Origin of the sequence: Pseudonocardia sp. ICBG1293 (genome assembly GCF_020131355.1) — a bacterium.
GTDB lineage: Bacteria > Actinomycetota > Actinomycetes > Mycobacteriales > Pseudonocardiaceae > Pseudonocardia.
Genome location: NZ_JAHLEL010000040.1, coordinates 220,058 through 234,338, shown reverse-complemented (window position 1 = coordinate 234,338; position 14,281 = coordinate 220,058). Strand labels below are relative to the sequence as shown.

At 74.6% G+C, this 14,281-nt stretch carries 13 protein-coding genes; 6 read left to right on the top strand and 7 right to left on the bottom strand.

Annotation, left to right across the window (positions count from 1 at the left end):
* Positions 1–37 precede the first annotated feature (37 nt).
* Both KPF47_RS19345 and pdxT read left to right on the top strand, forming a co-directional pair.
* Positions 38–1,444: an NAD-dependent malic enzyme gene (locus KPF47_RS19345; protein ID WP_224390146.1), complete on the top strand. Its 1,407-nt coding sequence runs from the start codon at positions 38–40 to the stop codon at positions 1,442–1,444.
* A 53-nt stretch (positions 1,445–1,497) separates the two neighbouring features.
* A complete protein-coding gene (gene pdxT / locus KPF47_RS19340) occupies positions 1,498–2,130 on the top strand; it encodes a pyridoxal 5'-phosphate synthase glutaminase subunit PdxT (protein ID WP_224390145.1) in 633 nt (210 codons plus the stop codon).
* Positions 2,131–2,176: 46 nt separating this feature from the next.
* On the opposite strand, the gene KPF47_RS19335 is transcribed toward pdxT, so the two are convergent.
* On the bottom strand, positions 2,177–3,358 hold the full coding sequence (locus KPF47_RS19335) for an oxygenase MpaB family protein (RefSeq protein WP_224390144.1): 1,182 nt from the start codon (positions 3,356–3,358) through the stop codon (positions 2,177–2,179).
* Entirely contained in the window at positions 3,355–3,984 is a 630-nt protein-coding gene (locus KPF47_RS19330; RefSeq protein WP_224390143.1) for a TetR/AcrR family transcriptional regulator, read from the bottom strand. The genes KPF47_RS19335 and KPF47_RS19330 overlap by 4 nt, the downstream gene beginning before the upstream one ends.
* A gap of 135 nt (positions 3,985–4,119) precedes the next feature.
* Between KPF47_RS19330 and KPF47_RS19325 the strand changes: the two genes are divergently transcribed.
* On the top strand, positions 4,120–4,608 hold the full coding sequence (locus tag KPF47_RS19325) for a hypothetical protein (protein ID WP_224390142.1): 489 nt from the start codon (positions 4,120–4,122) through the stop codon (positions 4,606–4,608).
* Here the strand turns inward: KPF47_RS19325 and KPF47_RS19320 are convergent.
* Entirely contained in the window at positions 4,554–6,785 is a 2,232-nt protein-coding gene (locus KPF47_RS19320) for a cation-translocating P-type ATPase (protein WP_224390141.1), read from the bottom strand. The two genes, KPF47_RS19325 and KPF47_RS19320, sit on opposite strands and share 55 nt — an antisense overlap.
* Positions 6,786–6,814: 29 nt before the next feature.
* Positions 6,815–7,093 carry a DUF1490 family protein gene (locus KPF47_RS19315; RefSeq protein WP_224390140.1) on the bottom strand — a complete coding sequence of 93 codons (279 nt, stop codon included), beginning with the start codon at positions 7,091–7,093 and terminating at the stop codon, positions 6,815–6,817.
* 287 nt (positions 7,094–7,380) lie between these two features.
* Between KPF47_RS19315 and KPF47_RS19310 the strand changes: the two genes are divergently transcribed.
* Entirely contained in the window at positions 7,381–8,130 is a 750-nt protein-coding gene (locus KPF47_RS19310) for a YebC/PmpR family DNA-binding transcriptional regulator (RefSeq protein ID WP_224390139.1), read from the top strand.
* 89 nt (positions 8,131–8,219) lie between these two features.
* Entirely contained in the window at positions 8,220–11,015 is a 2,796-nt protein-coding gene (gene polA, locus KPF47_RS19305) for a DNA polymerase I (RefSeq protein ID WP_224390138.1), read from the top strand.
* 10 nt (positions 11,016–11,025) lie between these two features.
* Here polA and KPF47_RS19300 read toward each other — a convergent pair whose 3' ends face one another.
* Genes KPF47_RS19300 through KPF47_RS19290 form a run of 3 tightly spaced genes read right to left on the bottom strand, consistent with a single transcriptional unit; the run spans position 11,026 to position 13,410 of the window.
* Positions 11,026–11,604, bottom strand: a complete 579-nt coding sequence (locus KPF47_RS19300; RefSeq protein ID WP_224390137.1) for a hypothetical protein — start codon at positions 11,602–11,604, stop codon at positions 11,026–11,028.
* 58 nt (positions 11,605–11,662) lie between these two features.
* Complete coding sequence (locus KPF47_RS19295) at positions 11,663–12,262, bottom strand: molybdenum cofactor biosysynthesis protein (protein WP_224390136.1); 600 nt, start codon at positions 12,260–12,262, stop codon at positions 11,663–11,665.
* A complete protein-coding gene (locus tag KPF47_RS19290; RefSeq protein ID WP_224390135.1) occupies positions 12,262–13,410 on the bottom strand; it encodes an alpha/beta hydrolase in 1,149 nt (382 codons plus the stop codon). The genes KPF47_RS19295 and KPF47_RS19290 overlap by 1 nt, the downstream gene beginning before the upstream one ends.
* 131 nt (positions 13,411–13,541) lie before the next feature.
* On the opposite strand from KPF47_RS19290, the gene ruvC reads away from it, so the two are divergent.
* On the top strand, positions 13,542–14,192 hold the full coding sequence (gene ruvC / locus KPF47_RS19285) for a crossover junction endodeoxyribonuclease RuvC (protein ID WP_224390134.1): 651 nt from the start codon (positions 13,542–13,544) through the stop codon (positions 14,190–14,192).
* The last annotated feature ends 89 nt before the right edge of the window (positions 14,193–14,281 follow it).

The window sequence follows — 14,281 nt, the reverse complement described above, 5'->3', positions numbered from 1 at the left end:
CACGGTAACCACACTGCCGGCGGTACTGTTCCGGGCCGTGTCCATTCCCGGTCCCGGTTACGCCATCACCGCACGCGTCGACGCCCCCGCCCACCCCACCTCCGCCGGTGACCTCACCGCCGCCGTCGGACAGGTCGGCGGCGTCGTCACCGCCTTCGACGTCGTCGAGGCGCGCACCGAGAGCCTCGTCGTCGACATCTCGGTCAACGCCCGCAACACCGAGCACGTCGAGGAGATCAAGACCGCCATCGAGCAGCTCGAGGGCTTCTCGGTCCGCAAGGTCTCGGACCGGACCTTCCTATTGCACCTCGGCGGCAAGATCGAGGTGCGGTCCAAGGTGAACCTGCGGACCCGTGACGACCTGTCCCGCGCCTACACCCCCGGCGTCGCCCGGGTGTCGATGGCGATCGCGGAGAACCCCTCCGACGCCCGCCGCCTGACGATCAAGCGCAACACCGTCGCCGTCGTGACCGACGGGTCCGCGGTGCTCGGCCTGGGCAACATCGGCGCGGCCGCGGCGATGCCGGTCATGGAGGGCAAGGCGGCGCTGTTCAAGCAGTTCGCCAACGTGGACGCCTGGCCGGTCTGCCTGGACACCCAGGACACCGAGGAGATCGTCCGCACCGTCCAGCTGATCGCCCCCGGCTACGGTGGCATCAACCTGGAGGACATCGCCGCGCCGCGCTGCTTCGAGATCGAGCGCCGGCTGCGCGAGCTGCTCGACATTCCGGTCTTCCACGACGACCAGCACGGCACCGCCGTCGTCGTGCTCGGCGCGCTGCGCAACGCCCTGCGGGTGGTCGGCAAGAAGTTCTCCGACGTCCGCGTCGTCGTCTGCGGGGTCGGTGCGGCCGGCTCGGCGATCATCCGGCTGCTCGGCTCGGAGGAGACCGCCGACGTGGTCGCGGTGGACGTGGACGGCATCGTCCACACCGGCCGCGAGGGGATGGACGACAACCTCGCCTCGATCGCCGCGCAGACCAACAAGGACGGCAAGCAGGGCACGCTGGCCGACGCGCTCGTCGGGGCCGACGTCTTCATCGGGGTCAGCGCGCCGAACCTGTTCGGAGAGACCGAGCTGCGGTCGATGAACGACGACGCGATCGTGTTCGCGCTGGCCAACCCGGACCCCGAGGTCGACCCGACGCTGGCGATGCGGCACGCCGCCGTCGTCGCCACCGGGCGGTCGGACTACCCGAACCAGATCAACAACGTGCTCGCGTTCCCCGGCGTGTTCCGCGGCCTGCTCGACGCGCAGGCCCACGACATCACCGACGAGATGATGCTGGCCGCCTCGGCGGCGATCGCCGACGTCGTCGCCGAGCCCAACCCGTCGTTCATCGTGCCGAGCGTGTTCGACCAGAGCGTGGCCCCGGCCGTCGCCGAGGCGCTCCGCGCCGCCGCGTCGAAGCAGGCCAGGCGCGGCGAGGTCGAGGCGGGCTGAATCACGTCGACGGTCCGGGATGGGGCGGCCGGAGCGGGGTTACCCTCGACGGCATGCCCTCCCCGACCGTCGGTGTGCTCGCCCTGCAGGGCAACGTCGCAGAACACGTCGCCGCGCTGACGGCGGTCGGCGCGACGGCGGTCCCGGTGCGCCGGCCCGCCGAGCTGGCCGCCGTGGACGGCATCGTCCTGCCGGGCGGGGAGTCCACCACGGTCTCGAAGCTGCTCGACACGTTCGAGCTGCTGGAGCCGCTGCGCGCCCGGCTGCGTGAGGGCCTGCCCGCCTACGGCTCGTGCGCGGGCATGATCCTGCTGGCCGACGAGATCCTGGACGGGCGGCCCGACCAGCACCAGCTCGGCGGGCTCGACGTCGTCGTGCGGCGCAACGCCTTCGGCAGGCAGGTCGACTCCTTCGAGACCGACCTGGAGTTCGCAGGCCTCACCGGCGACCGGGTGCACGCGGTGTTCATCCGGGCCCCGTGGGTCGAGAAGACCGGCGGCGACGTCGAGGTGCTCGCCTCGGTCCCGGACGTCACCAGCACCGGTGCCGACGCGGGCGAGGCGGCCGGGCGGGCGGTCGCGGTCCGGCAGGGCCGGGTGCTGGCGACCTCCTTCCACCCCGAGCTCACCGGCGACCGGCGGGTGCACGGGCTGTTCGTCGACATGGTGCGGGCCGCGGCCGGATGACCGCGTACCGGTCGCGCCGGACGACACCACGGCGGCCCCGCGCGGGTCAGTCGGTGGAGCCGGTGGCGCCGCGCTCGTAGGCGGTGGGCTCACCGGGGCCCGCCGTCCGCTCGCGCTCGGCGGCCACGGTCGCCTCGACGGCCGAGTGCCACCGCTCGGGTGAGCGCCGGCGTAGCGCGCGGGCCTGCCGCACGCCGGCGACGGCCGGGGTGAGCAGGGCGTCGGCGACCGGGGCACGGCGGATCTGCAGGTCCTGGCTCATCCCCGGGCCGTGGATGCGGCGGGTGATCGCGTCGAGAGCGGGCCGGGACAGGCGGGGCGGGACACCGAGCAGGCCGCGGAGCAGGACCGCGATCGAGTCGAGGGTCGCGGCGGCGAGCCGCGCGGAGTCGTCCGAGACGGGGCCGGTCACGGTCTGCAGGACGTCGTCGATCCGGCGGGCCGCGTCGTGGCCGGTGATCCCCTCGACGAGCCGGGCGTCGATGCCGAGCAGGTGCCCGATGTACCACCAGTAGCGGTAGAGGCCTGCGAGCTCGCGTCCGGTGAGGTCGAACCCGAACTGTTCCTCCGCGACGAACGAGGTCAGGGTGAAGTCCATCCAGGTCCGCGCGAGGTCCACCTGGTTGACCGGCACACCGTCGGCGGTGCTGTCGTACCCGCGGTCGAGGGCGAGCCTGCGCATGTGGGCGTGCAGCATGCGGACGTTCAGGGTCGCGACGTATCCGGGCCGCCCGCGGCGCAGGTTGCCCGGCAGCATCGCCTGGGTCAGCCAGGTCCCGGTCTCGGTGAGCCGCCTCTCGGCCCGGTCGACCAGGCGGCCGGTGGTGGACAGGACCTTCGCGATCGAGGGCGACTCGTAGACCCGGACGAGGGCTCCCGCGCTCAGCGAGAGGATGTGCACCGGGGTCGGCGAGCTGAACCAGGGCCGGGGCGCGTCGTCGAGCAGCGCGTCGTCGACGTAGTCGGGCGGGGTCTCGGTCCGGCGCAGCAGCGCCGCGAGTGCGGGCGGCGGGTCGTCGAGGCTGTCGAGGCCGTCCTCGATCCCGCGCACGAGCAGCGGCCGCGCCGTGGACATCCCGAGCTCGTGCATCTCCTCGACGACGGCGTCGGCGAGCGGGTCGCCGGTGGTCAGGGCCCACTGCATGAGGTCGGCGCGGGTCTCGCCGAACTGGGCGAGCACGGCGGACCGGCTCGACCGGCCGGTCGGCCACGCGGCGGTGACGGTCATCCTGGCTCCAGATCCTCGTGGTGGTGTGCCGGGCCGGCCGCAGGTCGGCCGGTCGCGGGACGGTCGGGTACGCCGAACGCCGCGAGCAGGCGTGTGACGTCGTCGCGCATGGTCGGGGTGGGGGTGTCGGCGCCGCGCGCCATCTCGTGCAGGATCAGCCCGGACAGCGAGCGCGCGAGGGTGCGGGCGGTGTCCGGGGTGGCGGTCAGCGGGGCGAACAGCGTGGCCAGCTCCTCGACGAACGCCTCGGCGATCGGGCGCAGCCGTGGGTTGTGGATCGCGCTCAGGGTCAGCTGGACGACCCCGTCCGGTGGCAGCCGGTCGCCGTAGGGTGCGCGCGCCACGACGGCCATGGCCGCGTCGACGATCCCCGCCCCCCGCTCGGCCGCCTCGCGCGCGGTCCGGCGCATGTCGGCGATGGTCCGGGTGCTGGTCACCTCGAACGCGGCGACGAGCAGGTCGTCCGCGGTGCGGAAGTGGTACGTCGTCGAGGCGAGCGAGGTCCCGGCCCGTGCGGCCACGGCGCGCTGGGTCACCGCGGCGACCCCCCGGGTGCAGATGATCTCGATGGCGGCGTCGAGCAGCGCCGCGCGGGTCCGCGTGCTGCGGGTGTGCCGGCCGGCCACAATTCGTACGCTAGTACAGATTGATGGTCACGGGGCACCCGGTTCGCCCGGTCGGGTGCGGGGTGGGGATTACCCCAGCTCCACCCGGGGGAGCGCCGTGTGGGCCGAGCGGCGCGCCGGGGGGACCCTGGAGGCATGACCACCACCGTCGTGCCCACCGGGTCGCGTCCCGTGCTGCCGTCCGCGGTGGCCCTCAGCGTCGCGCTGTGGCTGGGCGCCATCCTGGCCGGGTTCGCCGAGTCCCTGGTCCGGCTGGTCGGACCGGTGCCGCCGTCGGCCGGGGAGCTGGCCGTGCGGGCCGGGATGTACCTGGTGCTGGGCGTGCTCGTACTGCAACTGCGCTCCGGGCACGGGATGTACCGGTGGACCGTGCTGGGCGTCCTGGGGGTGTTCGGGACGGCCTCGCTGGTCCTCGAGCCGGTGCGGGCACTCGCCGACGGGGGTTCGGTGGGGTCGTTCCTGGTGTCCGCCACCGGACCCGAGCTCGTCGCGGCGGGGCTGCGCGGGCTGCACGTGGCCGAGGTGGTCGCCGCCGTCGCGCTGCTGTTCCACCCCGCCGCCCGGGCCTTCTACCGGACGACCTCGCCCTCGACGGTGGTCGGCGTCCCGGCCGGGATCCGGTAGCGGATCAGCCGGGAGCTGTTGGCGACGACGGCGACGCTGGAGGCGTTGTGCAGGATCGCGGCGACCACCGGTGACATCGCCCCGCCCGCGGAGACCAGCAGGCCCGCCGCGTTGACGGCGATCGACATGCCGTAGTTCTGCCGGATCAGGGTGATCGACCGGCGCCCCAGGTCGCGCAGGTCCAGCAGTGCGTGGAGGTCGTCCGCGGCCAGTGCGACGTCGGCGGTCTCCACGGCGACGTCGGTGCCGGCCACACCCATCGCGATCCCGATGTCGGCCAGCGCCAGTGCGGGGGCGTCGTTCGTGCCGTCGCCGATCATGGCGACGGTGTGGCCCTGCTCCTGCAGCGCCCGCACGACGTCCTGCTTCTGCTCGGGCATCACCTCGGCGCGGTACTCGGTGATCCCGAGCTCCTCGGCGACGGCCTTCGCGGTCTGCGGGTGGTCGCCGGTGAGCATCACGATCCGGCCGACGCCGTCGGCGCGCAGCCGTTCCAGCACGTCGCGGGCCTCGGTTCGCACGGTGTCGCGCAGCGAGACCAGGCCCACGAGCGCGCCGTCGACGGCCAGCAGCAGCGGCGTCTCCGAGGCCTTCTGCAGCCGTCGTACCCAGTCCGCGGCCTTGCGCGGCACCGTCACGCCCTGGGCGCGCAGCAGGTCCCGCGAGCCGATGAGCAGCACCCGGCCGTCGGCCTGGACCCGCATGCCCTGCCCGAGCAGGACCTCGCACTCCTCGTGCGGCGGGATCTCGATCCGCCGCTCCTCGGTGGAGCGGATGACCGCCTGGGCCAGCGGGTGCCGGGAGTGGATCTCCGAGGAGGCGGCGTAGGCCAGGACCTGCTCGGGTGCCCAGTCGTCGTGGAAGGAGATGACGTTGGTGACGACCGGGCGCCCCTGGGTGAGGGTGCCGGTCTTGTCGAACACGACCGCGTCCACCCGGCCGGCCGCCTCGAGGTGCGCGCCGCCCTTGATGAGGATCCCGCGCCGCGCGCCGTTGCCGATCGCGGCGGAGATCGCCGTCGGGGTGGAGAGCCCGACCGCGCAGGGGCAGGCGATGAGCAGCATCGTCATCGCGCGGCGCACGTCGCGGGTGGCGATCAGGGTCAGCGCCGACAGCAGGAACGAGGCCGGGACGAACCGGCGGGAGAAGTTCTCGCCCACGGTCTGGATCGGGGCCCGGTCGCCCTGGGCCTGCTCCACCCGGTCGATGATCCGGCCGATCGCGGTGTCCTGGCCCACCGCCGTGGCCCGGACCACGATCCGCCCGCGCAGCAGCACCGACCCGGCGTGCAGGGTGTCGCCAGGGGCCACCGTGACGGGCAGCTGCTCGCCGGTGATCGCGGCCTGGTCGGCGACGCCCACGCCCTCGACGACCTCGCCGTCGACGGGCAGCACGATGCGCTCGTGCACCACGACCTCGTCGCCCACGGACAGGTCGGCGATGTCGACCTCGACCTCGACCGTGCTGCCGTCCGGGGTGGTGGTGCGGGTCCAGGTGCGGGTGGTGGCGCCGGTGAGCAGCTCGGAGATGGCGCGCCGGGAGCGGCGCAGCGTCAGGTCCTGGAGGTACTCGCCGATGTTGAGCAGCCACAGCACGGTGAGTGCGACGACGTTCTCGCGCAGCACCAGGCTCGCGACGGTCGCCGCGGACACCAGCGCGTCGGTGCCCGCGCCCTTCCCGCCGGCGAGCGAGCGCAGCGCGCCGCGCAGGAACGGGTAGCCGGTGAAGATCGTGACGCCGGTGGCGACGGTGCGGCTGGCCGGGCCGAGCAGCGGTGGGCGGCGGAGCGCGGAGCGACGGAAGCCGAGCGCGGCGAGTGCGACGCCGCCGACGACCAGCCGGGCTAGCTCGCCGTTGTGCTGGTCGGCCGAGCGCGGGGTGCGGGCCGCGGTGGCCTCCGGCTCGGCGCCGAGCCCCTTGGCGATCGCCTCGGTGAGCTCGACCCGGTCGCAGCCGGGGCGGTACCAGACGACGACGTTGCCGGTCCGCGGGTAGGCGTGCACCTGGCGGACCCCGGTGACGTGGTCCAGCTCGTCCTCCACGGCCACGGCCAGTGCGGTGCGCCCGCGCAGCGCCGGGACGGCGAAGCGGATGCGGCCCGCGGCGTCACTGAGGACGGGGGTGTCCGCGGCGTCACTGGGGACGGTGGTGTCCGGGCCGGTGGTGTCGGTGCGCACGCGGGGACTCGTCTCGATCGGGGCCGGGATCAGTGCTCGTGGCCGTGACCGTGGCCGTCGCCCGGCGCGGGGGCCTGTTCGCCGATCCGGTCGCGGGCCTCGGCGACGATGTCGGCGGTCGCGAGCCGGGCCTTCTCGGCGCCGGTCTCGGCGGCGCGGGCGCCCCTGAGCCCCCACGTGGTCACGGAGACGGCGGCCTCGCGGACGGCGCCGGAACGCGCGACCTTCTTGACGCCGTCGTAGGCGACCGCGCCGGCCAGCCCGCTCGCCACGAGCCCGACGGCCTTGCCTGCCACTGCTGCGAACACGTGCGCTCCTCTCGTGACCGGCACCGGTGCGGGTGCCGATAACGGTTGTCAGAGTAGTCCGTGCCGGGTTCCCGGCGGGACGTGGTGGCGAAGCATAGTGGATCTTGCATATGTCCGTGTGCCGGGGGGTGCGCGCGGGCCCGGGCCGGGGCGGAGCCGCATCGCCGGTAGCATTGACGGGTTCCCGCAGGTCGGCCCGACCGCAGCTCGCGCTGCGGGGCGTCGGACCTGCCCCTCACCGTGCGTGGTGTGCGCGGTGCGAGCACGAGAGGTGGGCAGACGAGCCGATGAGCGGTCACTCCAAGTGGGCGACGACCAAGCACAAGAAGGCCGTGATCGACGCCCGCCGCGGCAAGATGTTCGCCAAGCTGATCAAGAACATCGAGGTCGCGGCCCGGACCGGCGGCGGTGACCCCGCCGGCAACCCGACGCTCTACGACGCCATCCAGAAGGCGAAGAAGAGCTCGGTCCCGAACGACAACATCGACCGCGCGGTCAAGCGTGGTTCGGGTGCCGACGCCGGCGGGGCCGACTACCAGACGATCACCTACGAGGGCTACGGGCCGAACGGTGTCGCGGTGCTCGTCGAGTGCCTGTCCGACAACCGCAACCGCGCGGCGACCGAGGTCCGGACGGCGATGACCCGCAACGGCGGGACGATGGCCGACCCCGGCTCGGTGGCGTACCTGTTCACCCGCAAGGGTGTCGTCGTCCTGCCCAAGGCCGACCTGTCCGAGGACGACGTGCTGCTGGCCGTCCTCGACGCGGGTGCCGAGGAGGTGAACGACCTCGGGGAGAGCTGGGAGGTCGTCTCCGAGCCGACCGACGTCGTCGCGGTGCGCACCGCGCTGCAGCGCAGCGGTATCGACTACGACTCCGCCGAGGCGGTCTTCGTGCCGTCGATGCAGGTCGAGCTGGACGCCGACGGCGCGCGGAAGGTCTTCAAGCTGATCGAGGCGCTCGAGGACTCCGACGAGGTGCAGAACGTCTACGCCAACTTCGACGTCTCCGACGAGGTGATGGCCGAGGTCGGCTGAGGTCGCCCCGGCAGGTCCGCACGCGGCCGCGTCCCCACCCGGGGCGCGGCCGCGTTCGTTGTCGGGGGTCGGTTCTAGACTCGCCGCCGATGAGCACAGCGACGCAGGGCACCCAGAAGTCGGCCTCGGCGAAGAAGAAGGCACCGGCGAAGCCGCGCCTGTTGCTGCTCGACGGCCACTCCCTGGCCTACCGGGCGTTCTTCGCGCTCCCCGCGGAGAACTTCCGTACCGGCACCGGGCAGACCACGAACGCGGTCTACGGCTTCACCTCGATGCTGATCAACCTGCTGCGCGACGAGGAACCGACCCACCTCGCGGTCGCCTTCGACGTCTCCCGCAAGACCTTCCGCGCCGAGCGTTACGCCGAGTACAAGGCGAACCGCTCCGCGCCGCCGGACGACTTCCGCGGCCAGATCGACCTCATCAAGGAGGTCCTGACCGCACTGAACATCCCGGTCTTCGCCGTGGACGGCTACGAGGCCGACGACCTCATCGCCACCCTCGCCACCCAGGCCGAGGCACACGGGTACCAGGTGCTCATCACCACCGGCGACCGGGACGCGTTCCAGCTGGTCACCGACGACGTCACCGTGCTGTACCCCAAGCGCGGCGTGTCCGACCTGGGCCGGATCGACCCGGCCGAGGTGGACAGGCGCTACGGGCTCACCCCGACCCAGTACCCGGACTTCGCCGCGCTGCGCGGCGACCCCTCGGACAACCTGCCCTCCATCCCCGGAGTGGGGGAGAAGACCGCCGCCAAGTGGGTCCGCGAGTTCGGCTCGCTCGACGAGCTGACCGACCGGGTCGACGAGGTCAAGGGCAAGGCCGGGGACAACCTGCGGGCCAACCTGGCGAACGTGCTGCTCAACCGCCAGCTCACCGAGCTGGTGCGCGACGTCGACCTCGGCGCCGCCCCCGAGGAGCTCGAGCTCCGTCCGTGGGACCGCGACGCGGTGCACCGGCTGTTCGACGAGCTGGAGTTCCGGGTGCTGCGCGAGCGCCTGTTCTCCACCCTGTCCTCCGCCGAGCCCGAGGCCGAGTCCGGGTTCGAGGTGGCGGGCGAGGTCGTCGCGCCCGGCACGGTGCGGGCCTGGCTCGACACCCACGCCCGCGACGGCCGTCGCGTCGCGGTGAGCTTCGCCGGGGTCACCGGCCCGATCGCCGGGCGCGACCTCGACGGGATCGCGCTCGCCGCGGGGGAGCCCACCGTCGAGCAGCGGGCCGCCGGCGCCACCGCCGGCGTCCCGGCCGCCGGCTACCTCGCACTCACCGGCCTCACCCCGGACGACGAGGCCGCCCTGGGTGACTGGCTCGCCGACGCGTCCGTGCCCAAGGCCGCGCACGACGTGAAGCCGGTGCTGCACGCGCTGCGCGCGCGGGGCTGGACGCTGGGCGGGCTGACCAGCGACACCGCGCTCGCCGCCTACCTGGCCAAGCCCGGGCAGCGGACGTTCGACCTGGCCGACCTCGCGCTGCGCTACCTGCGCCGCGAGCTGCGCACCGAGGAGCCCGCCGACGGGCAGCTGTCCCTGCTCGGCGGCGAGGAGGAGGCCGACGCGCAGGCCGCGGGGCAGGAGATGCTCGCCGCCTCGGCGATCGCCGAGCTCGCCGACGCCCTGGACGCCGATCTCGCCGAGCGGGGCGGCAGCGAGCTGCTGGCCGACCTGGAGCTGCCGCTCGCGTTCGTGCTGGCCGACTGCGAGGCCGCCGGGATCGCCGTCGACGGGGAGACCCTGTCCGACCTGGAGTCCGACTTCGGCGGCCAGGTCCGCGAGGCCGCCCGGGCGGCCTACGAGGTGATCGGCAAGGAGATCAACCTCGGCTCGCCCAAGCAGCTGCAGGTCGTCCTGTTCGACGAGCTGGAGATGCCCAAGACCAAGCGCACCAAGACCGGCTACACGACCGACGCGGACGCGCTGGCGAGCCTCTACGAGCAGACCGGGCACCCGTTCCTGCAGTTCCTGCTGCAGCACCGCGACGCGACCCGGCTCAAGGTGACCGTCGACGGGCTCATGAAGTCCGTCGCCGAGGACGGCCGGATCCACACCACCTACTCGCAGACCATCGCCGCGACCGGCCGGCTGTCCTCCACCGACCCGAATCTGCAGAACGTGCCGATCCGGACCGCCGCCGGGCGCCGGATCCGGGACGCGTTCGTCGTCGGCTCCGGGCCCGACGGCGCGCCGTACGCGGAGCTGCTGACCGCGGACTACAGCCAGATCGAGATGCGGATCATGGCGCACCTGTCCGAGGACGCCGCGCTGATCGAGGCGTTCCGCTCGCAGCACGACTTCCACGCCGAGACCGCGGCCCGGGTCTTCGGGGTCGAGGCCACCGACGTGTCGGTCGAGCAGCGCGCCAAGATCAAGGCGATGAACTACGGCCTGGCCTACGGGCTGTCGGCCTACGGCCTGTCCGGCCAGCTGCGGATCTCCACCGAGGAGGCGAAGGAGATGATGGACGACTACTTCGCCGGGTTCGGCGGGGTGCGCGACTACCTCGCGGGCGTCGTCGACCAGGCCCGCAAGGACGGCTACACCGCCACCATCCTGGGGCGCCGCCGCTACCTGCCCGACCTGACCAGCGACAACCGTCAGCGGCGTGAGATGGCCGAGCGGATGGCGCTCAACGCCCCGATCCAGGGCAGCGCGGCGGACATCATCAAGGTCGCGATGCTGGGGGTGCACCGGGCCCTGCGGACCGAGGGGCTGCGCAGCCGGATGCTGCTGCAGGTGCACGACGAGCTCGTCCTGGAGGTCGCCGACGGTGAGCGCGAGCCCCTGGAGGCGCTCGTCCGCCGGGAGATGGCGGCCGCCGCGGACCTGTCGGTGCCGCTGGAGGTCTCGGTCGGGTCCGGTCGCAGCTGGGACGCCGCCGCGCACTGAGACCGGCGGGTCAGCCGGCGACCGCTCCCCGCGCGGGGGCGGCGCCCGCTCCGTACCCGGCACCCGCGGGGCGGCGCAGGTGGCCCGGGGCGAGGATCCGGGCGGCGCGGCCCAGCTCGGCGACGAGCAGCTTCACCGCGACGTCCTGCCGGCGGGCCTGGGTGTGCAGGAGCGCGCAGAGCCGTTCGGCCGGGCCCGTGGCGCCGGTCGGCGTGTCGCCGGGGACGGAGGTGCGGCGGGTGTCGCGTTCGTGGCGCAGCACCGCGGCCAGGTCCCGCCCGGCGGCCGCCAGGAGGTCGGCGTCCTCGGTGTGGACCTCGACGACCGCGTCGGCGTCCCCGGCTGCGGCGACCGCGCGTTCCGCCGAACGCGACCACGCCCACAGCGCGCGGCGACCGGCCAGCGACGCGGGCAGCTCCAGACCGCCGGACTCGGCGTCGGCCAGGGCGACCAGGAGCCCGCCGATGCGGGCGGCCCGGCGGGCCCAGGTCACCCGGTCCCCGGGCAGACCCCGGTGGACCACGACACCGGTCCGCCCGGGGGAGGCCGGTGGCTCCTCGGGGCGGCGCGGACGGGGCACCAGGGACATCGCGGCGTCACCTCCTCCGGTGTCGACGCCGGTAGGGTCGCAGACCCGGGACCTGCCGTTACGGGTCGACGGCGGACGGTGTGGGCCTCCCGCCGGGCGGTCCGTGCCCGGCGTCCGGCGGTACGGCTGCCGCCGGTTCGAGGATCGTCAGCTCGGCCGGACCGAGGCGGAGCACGCCGTCGTCGAGGGGCTCGCAGCGGACACCGCCCCGGCCCCGCAGCGCCGCCCACGCGCCGTCGCCGATCTCGGTGTCCATCCAGCGACAGGGTGCGGCGGCCCGGTGCGCGCGGAAGCGGACCGGGCCGTCGCCGGAGTCCAGCGTGAACAGCGCGCCGGTGCCGCCGCGGCCCGGCGCGGCGAGCGCGTCGACGGGTGCGCCGCGCAGCACGACGTTGCGCCGCGCCGCCCGCGGGGTCGCGGTGGCGGCGGCACCGAGGACCTCCCGCAGGTGGTCCAGCGACTCCGCGGCCAGCACGGTCACCGCGGCGCGGGCGTGGGCCGGGCGGCCCGCGTAACGGTCACCGACGATCCCGTGACCGGCACGGACCCGGACCGCACCGCGCAGCGGCGGCTCCGGGTCGGGCCGGGGCCCGTCGGCGGGTCTGCCCTCGTAGGCGTGCCGGGGCGAGGCCAGCAGGGCGGTGATCTCGACCCGCATCAGTGGAGCCCGGTCAGGAACCGGATCACGGCCTCCCGGGTCAGCTGCGCGCCCGGGCTGCCGAACGGCCGGTCGAAGACGTGGTCGGCGTAGGGGACGGTGACGAGCCTGCCGTCGACCCCCGCGGCGCGGAGCTCCCGGTCGTAGGCACGGACCCGGTCGGGCAGGACGTAGTGGTCCGCGGAGCCCAGCAGCAGCAGGGTCGGGGGGAGACCGGGGCGGACCTGCTCGGCGGGGGAGAGCAGCCGCAGCAGCCCCGGCGCCTGGTCGGCGGTGCCGCCGAACAGGGTGCGCTGCAGGGCCGGGTCGACCAGGGTCAGGTCGACCGGCGGGTAGTAGGCGACCACGCCGACCGGCGGTGGACCCGGCGCCGGCGGTGCGGCGTCGGCCGGGCCGGTGCCGCCGAACGCCGCCGGGGCCTCGGAGCAGGCGAGCGTGCCGTCGAGCAGCCCGGAGGTGGTGGACAGCGCGAGCGTCGCCCCGGCGGACTGCCCGGCCAGCACCAGCCTTGCGGGGTCCAGCCCGGCCTCGCCGGCGTGCGCACGGACCCAGTCGACGGCGCAGGCGACGTCGCGTTGCTGGTCGCGGCCGACGGGCTCGGGCGGCGGCAGCCGGTAGTCCACCGCGGCCACCGCCCAGCCGCGCTCGGCGAGCCAGCGGTTCAGCGCGGTCCGGTCGTCACGGTCGCCGCTCGTCCACGAACCGCCGTGCGCCCACACCATCGTCGGGTGCGGTCCAGCGCCGGTGGGCAGATAGAGGTCCAGCGTGCGCCCGGGGGCGAACTCCACCGACCGGTCCGGCCGCCCGTCGGGCTGGCCCAGCTCGGTCAGGGCCGCCGTCCAGTCCAGCGGGACGCCCTGCTCGGACGCGGCGCGCCCCTGCGCGGCCAGCACCGTGACCGACCCGACGACCGCCGCCAGGGCGAGTACGGCCGTCGCCACGCCGGTGAACCGCGCGCCCGCGGCCCGCGCCGCCAGCCCGAACAGGATCCCGAGCACCGCGGCCAGGGCCACCTGCAGCGGGTAGGCACCGCTGAGGAACGACCCCGCGAGCCCGATGGCCGGCGTCCCGGGGCGGAAGGTCCCCACGAGCACGACCAGCAGCAGCGCGGCCCACACCCACGCGAGGACCCGGAGGAACGACGTCACCTGCGCACCCTGTCATCCCGGTGCGGAGGGTCCGGCCCGGACCCGCCGGACCGGCGTGCCCGCTCGGACGGCGCCGCCGCCACCGGTACGGTTCTCGAACGGCCGTGCGGATCCGAGGCGAGGGGGACGCGGTGCGGGTGCTCGGGGTCGACCCCGGACTGACCCGGTGCGGGATCGGTGTCGTCCAGGCCGGTGCCGGCCGGACGGTCGGGTTCGTCGACGTCGGCGTCGCGCGCAGCGAGCCGGACCTGCCGCTGGAGCGGCGGCTGCTCACCGTCGCCGACGAGGTGGAGCGCTGGGTCGCCCGGCACCGGCCGGACGTGATCGCCGTCGAGCGGGTGTTCAGCCAGCACAACGTCCGCACCGTGATGGGCACCGCGCAGGTCAGCGGGGTGGTCGCGCTCGTCGCGGCCCGGGCAGGCCTCCCGGTCGCCTTCCACACCCCCAGTGAGGTCAAGGCCGCCGTCACCGGCGAGGGCCGCGCGGGCAAGGCCCAGGTCACCGCCATGGTCACCCGGCTGCTCGGCCTGGACGCACCGCTGAAGCCCGCCGACGCCGCCGATGCGCTGGCCCTGGCCATCTGCCACTGCTGGCGCTCGCCGATGATCGACCGGATGGCGCAGGCGCAGGCCCGGGCCGAGGAGCTGGCCGCGGTGCACCGGGCCCGGCTCGCCGAGGCGCAACGGGAGCGGGGAGGGGCCCGGCCCAGCGCCGCCCAGCAGTGGGCCGCGGCCCGCGCGGCCGCCGACGCCCGGTCGGCAGGCGGGTGGGGCGCCCGCTGAGCCCACTCCGGACGGCGCGGACGGTCGCCCGGTCGCCGTCGCCCGCCGGGCTGTCGCCGGGACGGTCGCGGGGGAGGCACGTTCGTGGC

What these genes read in the sequence shown, in the direction of transcription:
- polA (WP_224390138.1), top strand. Translation starts at nt 8,220, where the DNA reads ATGAGCACAGCGACGCAGGGCACCCAGAAGTCGGCCTCGGCGAAGAAG.
- KPF47_RS19295 (WP_224390136.1), bottom strand. Translation starts at nt 12,262, where the DNA reads ATGCGGGTCGAGATCACCGCCCTGCTGGCCTCGCCCCGGCACGCCTAC.
- pdxT (WP_224390145.1), top strand. Translation starts at nt 1,498, where the DNA reads ATGCCCTCCCCGACCGTCGGTGTGCTCGCCCTGCAGGGCAACGTCGCA.
- KPF47_RS19325 (WP_224390142.1), top strand. Translation starts at nt 4,120, where the DNA reads ATGACCACCACCGTCGTGCCCACCGGGTCGCGTCCCGTGCTGCCGTCC.
- KPF47_RS19300 (WP_224390137.1), bottom strand. Translation starts at nt 11,604, where the DNA reads ATGTCCCTGGTGCCCCGTCCGCGCCGCCCCGAGGAGCCACCGGCCTCC.
- KPF47_RS19310 (WP_224390139.1), top strand. Translation starts at nt 7,381, where the DNA reads ATGAGCGGTCACTCCAAGTGGGCGACGACCAAGCACAAGAAGGCCGTG.
- KPF47_RS19335 (WP_224390144.1), bottom strand. Translation starts at nt 3,358, where the DNA reads ATGACCGTCACCGCCGCGTGGCCGACCGGCCGGTCGAGCCGGTCCGCC.